At 60.0% G+C, this 623-nt stretch carries 1 protein-coding gene; it reads right to left on the bottom strand.

Annotated elements, in window-relative coordinates:
* A partial coding sequence (locus K0625_RS24320; RefSeq protein ID WP_220111927.1) for a hypothetical protein occupies positions 1-510 on the bottom strand: 510 nt, incomplete at its 3' end.
* Between the last annotated feature and the right edge of the window lie 113 nt (positions 511-623).

Raw genomic sequence — 623 nt, 5'->3', positions numbered from 1 at the left:
GTCGTTGATGAAGCCATCGTTGTTGGCATCTTCAGTGATTTCAACGGTTGGCGCTAATGGGGCGCTGCTGCCGTAATCCAAGGTTGCGCTGTCGTTACCAGTGGCAATGTTGCCCGCCGGATCGGTGACGTTAGCGGTCACGACGAGCTCAGTGCCTGTGGCCGGCGCGTCGATGGCCAAACTCAGACCGCTGTCGAGCATCGCCTGGGTGACGACGCCATTGAACAGTTCGTTACCGGCTTGGTCGGTGACCACTAAGGTGTCGCCGACGGCGGTGCCTGCACCGAGTTCAACAGTGATGTTGATTTGACCGTCCAGCTCAGCGTCATTGATGAAGCCATCGTTGTTGATGTCCTCATCGATGGTGACGGTTGGGCTGGCGGGGGCGCCGCTGCCGATACCGTAATCCAAGGTCGCACTGTCATTGCCTGTGGCAGTGTTGCCCGCAGGGTCGGTGACGTTGGCGGTCACCACTAAATTGGTGCCCGTCGCTGGGGCGTCGATGGCCAAGCTGAGGCCATTATCAAGCATCGCTTGGGTCACTGGGCCGCTGAACAGGGTGTTACCGGCTTGGTCGGTGACCACTAAGGTGTCGCCCACAGCGGTGCCTGCGCCCAAGCTGA

Source organism: Shewanella nanhaiensis, assembly GCF_019457885.1.
GTDB classification, from domain to species: domain Bacteria; phylum Pseudomonadota; class Gammaproteobacteria; order Enterobacterales; family Shewanellaceae; genus Shewanella; species Shewanella nanhaiensis.
This window is presented reverse-complemented; position numbering and strand designations above follow the sequence as displayed.